3 protein-coding genes are annotated in these 3307 nt (G+C 51.9%); 1 reads left to right on the top strand and 2 read right to left on the bottom strand.

What is annotated here, in order from left to right; genetic code table 11:
* Nucleotides 1-548 (bottom strand): anaerobic glycerol-3-phosphate dehydrogenase subunit GlpB (gene glpB, locus ACRC27_RS13315; RefSeq protein WP_438640098.1); only part of this gene is annotated, 548 nt, incomplete at its 3' end.
* The gene (glpA, locus tag ACRC27_RS13310; RefSeq protein ID WP_438640097.1) at nt 538-2238 is read right to left on the bottom strand and encodes an anaerobic glycerol-3-phosphate dehydrogenase subunit A; all 1701 of its coding nucleotides are present in this window, start codon (nt 2236-2238) and stop codon (nt 538-540) included. The genes glpB and glpA, both read right to left, overlap by 11 nt.
* Before the next feature lie 665 nt (nt 2239-2903).
* Here glpA and ACRC27_RS13305 point away from each other — a divergent pair.
* A partial coding sequence (locus ACRC27_RS13305) for an MFS transporter (RefSeq protein WP_438640096.1) occupies nt 2904-3307 on the top strand: 404 nt, incomplete at its 3' end.

Here is a 3307-nt window from a genome sequence, read left to right as displayed (position 1 = left end):
ACGATATCGCAGTGGCGGTACAGCGGGTGTTCGCGCAGTGTTGCGGCCGCCATTTCCGGCTGGAAATCATGGAAGCCTTCGATGCCGATCAGCGCAATTTTACTGCGCATAGCAACAGAATCATCACTGTGCTCTGCGTGGGAAGATAACGGATGTACCGGCACTGATGCTGGGCTTAACCAAGTGCTGCGCAGGCTGCCAAGCGGGGTCATCCGCAGATGATTGTGTTGTGCCGAGCCGTGCATCAAGATGCCGCTGTCGGCCAGCATCTGGCTGAACTGGGTGGTAGCCTGTGTAATCGCCTGATAGCCGATACGGGTATACGGGTGCTGTGGCGCTTGGGTAGCCAGTTGATCAAGTGCTTGCAGTGGCGTCGCTACGGCGTGGCCGTTGGGCAATCGGCTGAGTAAATCGAGTGAGCCAGAAGAGAAATTCAGCGCACACTGCCCTGAGCTGATAATGGTGCAGCGCTGTCCAGCTTGTGCCAGCTTGATCCCGCAGGTTAGCCCGGCTAAACCGGCACCAATGATAGCCACATCAAATTTCATTGGCGTTCTCCTGTCGAACGGTCTGGGTTGTGGTGGTGTTTGGCACTGTGTTTACGGTATTTAACGAAACGGGCGGCACATCATCAAGCCCGCACAATCCCTGATAAATCCAGTTGGTAAATTCCGATTCGCGCAGCGCATCCCCCCACGCAATTGGGCGAATGCCTTTCCAACGCTCTTCCAGAAATTCGCGCAATTGTTGGGTTGATTGTTGCGGTGTGGTCTGGCCAAAACGGGCCATAACGCCAGCGGCGCGGCAGGCACACAGCTCGCCCTGACAGGGCCCCATGCCGACCCGTGTACGGCGGCGCAGATCGATAAGATTGTTCACTTTCAGCTCGTTTACCGCATAGCGCACTTCGGCGGCGGTGACCGCTTCACATTCACACACCAGTGAGCTGTCGTAACGGTTGATACTGACAAAACGTGGCGCGCGGTCGCCGTGGCGGTAAACCGCTGAACCGCGTAACGGTGCGGGTAGGCTGATAATTTTGCCGTGCGTCTCTTCGGTGCGTTCATTTGAGCCGGGCAGCGGTTGTTCGGCGGTGGTGCAGCGCGCTTGGTGGTTGAGTTTTTCGCACACCAGATCGGTTGTCCACTCGGCCATCAGCCGGTAGGTCATCAGTTTACCGCCGGTAATGGTGACTAGCCCATCGAGCCCGTCGCGCTTGGCATGATCAAGCAGCACAATACCACGGCTGACGTTACGCCCAGAAGGGTCGTTATCGGTTGCCACCAGAGGCCGTACTCCGGCATAGGCACGCAAAATGCGGGTTCTTTCCATAATCGGTGATAACTTAATTCCCTCACGGATTAAAATATCAACCTCTTCTGGTGTTACCCGCATATCATCAATTCGGTCATACGGGATCCGGCTAGAGGTTGTACCGATCAGCGAAATGGTATCACCCGGTACTAAAATATCGGCATCTGCCGGTTTGCGGCAACGGTTGATGACCTGATTGTTGATGCGGTGGCCCATGATCAGCAGCGCCCCTTTCGCGGGCAGCATCCGAATAGTTAAGTCAGCATACTCAGCAATACGTTGCCCCCAGATCCCGCCAGCATTCACCACGATTGGCGCATACACTTCAACCACCGTATGGGTTTGGTGATTAAATGCGCGTACCCCAATGACTTTCGTACCTTCTCGAATTAAACCAACCACCTCACAGTAAGTAAGCACTTGCGTACCATTCTCGCGCGCATCGAGCATATTGGCAGCCGTCAGGCGAAATGGGTCAACCGTGCCATCGGGAACGGTGACCGCACCAATCAGTGCAGGGTTCACGGAAGGCTCTAAGCGGCGAGCCTCTGTTGGGCTGATAGCATTGGCATCAATACCGGCAGTTTGGCAGGCGCGGATAAAACCGGCCTGAAAATCGAGATCATCTTCTGGCAGCGTAATAAACAGCCCCCCGGTCGGTTCGACACAGTGGCGGGCAATTTTTTTAAGAATTTTGTTTTCGCTGATGCATTCGCGGGCCGACTCCTCATCGGTTACCGCATAACGTGCGCCGCTGTGCAGCAGACCATGATTGCGTCCGGTCGCTCCGGTGGCAATGTCATCGCGCTCAAGTAGCACGCAGCGCAGGCCGCGCAGGGCGCAATCTCGGGCGACACCGGCGCCGGTTGCACCGCCACCAATAATGGCGACATCGGTTTCAATTCGGGTTGCGCTGTTCATCATGGTCACACTTCTCGCAGGTCAGCGGTAAAACACCAAAGAGTAGGGAAAGAGATCCATCGCCGGAGCGCGTGGCATCAGGCCGAGTATCCGAGGGAACATTCTGTTATCGCTCGGTTATCCGGTGTTTTGCGTTACGTGCATTTTCCGCGAAAGGCTCTTTTTATGGCAGAGAGTATCCCTACTTTTTGCAGTGAAATGTTTGATATGAACCATAAATGCGCAAAAACGAAAGTTATCGCGCGCTATTTTTATGGTTATTTGTGATTTTTATCACGTAATCGTGCGTTAATCGCTCAATTGTAAGCGTGATGTGAATCACAGGTCGCATTCAAGGTCGGGAATATGTTCAGTGTGCTGACAATAATATTTTAAAGAGAGTGCGCTTTTGCATAGCGTGGTGTTGGTGCTTTACTGATTTTCGTTATCTAACTGATTTATTTTAAAAGGAAAATTAATTATGGATAGAGCGAAGTGTGTTTGTCCTCACACCATTATGATCATATTCTCACTATCATTGCGTTCGATTTCGAACAGGTTTAACCATTAACTGTTCTATTTTAGTTAAATATTGGCTTAATCGCGTGCGATTTCGCTAACTATTATGATTCATCCATTATTAAAACAAGATACTCATCTCACTCATAAAACATATCGAGGACCCGATTATGTTGCGTTTTTTTCAACCTGCAGCACACAGTGCCCGTTTGCCGGATGCGCAAATTGACAGCACTTACAAACGCATGCGTTGGCAAATTTTCGCCGGTATTTTCTTTGGTTATGCCGGTTATTACTTGGTGCGTAAAAACTTCTCACTGGCCATGCCCTATCTGGTTGAACAGGGCTTTTCGCGCGGTGATTTGGGGTTTGCCATGTCAGGGGTGGCGATTGCCTACGGGTTATCAAAATTTCTGATGGGCGCGGTATCTGACCGCTCAAATCCGCGGGTATTTTTAACGGCCGGTTTGCTGATGTCAGCGGCTATCTTCCTGTTTATGGGTTTTGTGCCGTGGGCAACCTCAAGTATTACCATCATGTTTGTACTGCTGTTTTTGAACGGCTGGGTACAGGG

This window comes from Plesiomonas sp., assembly GCF_051650925.1.
Lineage (GTDB): Bacteria > Pseudomonadota > Gammaproteobacteria > Enterobacterales > CAMTGL01 > Plesiomonas.
This window is presented reverse-complemented; position numbering and strand designations above follow the sequence as displayed.